Genomic DNA, 542 nt, shown 5'->3' with positions numbered 1-542 from the left:
GAGTTGCCCGGGTTGATGGCCACGTCCGTCTGGATGAAGGGGACGTAGTTCTCCTGGGGCAGGTTTCTGCCCAGGGCACTGACGATCCCTGCGGTCACCGAGTGATCGAAGCCGAACGGCGAGCCAATGGCAAGCACCCACTCGCCGACCTGGAGCTTCGAGGAACGTCCGATGGTCACTGTGGGCAGGCCCGAGGTATCGATGGCGATCAGCGCGAGGTCGCTGCGCGGGTCGGCGCCCACCACCTCCGCATCGAACTCGCGACGATCCGGCAGGCGCACCACGATCTCGGTGGCGTCCTTGACCACATGGTGGTTGGTCAGTATGTAGCCGTCGGCATCGATGATGAAGCCGGAACCCAGCGAGTCCGTCTCGAAAGTCGGGGGCTCCTCGCCGTCGCGGAAACGGTCGAAGAAATCGTGGAAAGGATGGTCCTCGGGCAGTTCCGGCAGTCCGGAGTCAGCGTCCGGGCCGGCCTGTACCGTGCGCTTGGTGCTGATGTTCACCACCGCGGGACTGTTCTCGCGCACCAGCCCGGTGAA

General features: G+C 64.8%; 1 protein-coding gene. It reads right to left on the bottom strand.

The window, feature by feature from the left end; all coding sequences use genetic code 11:
* Positions 1-542, bottom strand: a 542-nt coding sequence (locus tag G7A99_RS24305; protein ID WP_205600058.1) for a trypsin-like peptidase domain-containing protein, incomplete at both ends; no start/stop codon positions are given.

Source organism: Arhodomonas sp. KWT (assembly GCF_010993615.1).
Note: the sequence above shows the minus strand (reverse complement) of the source record. Positions and strands in the feature narration are given on the sequence as shown.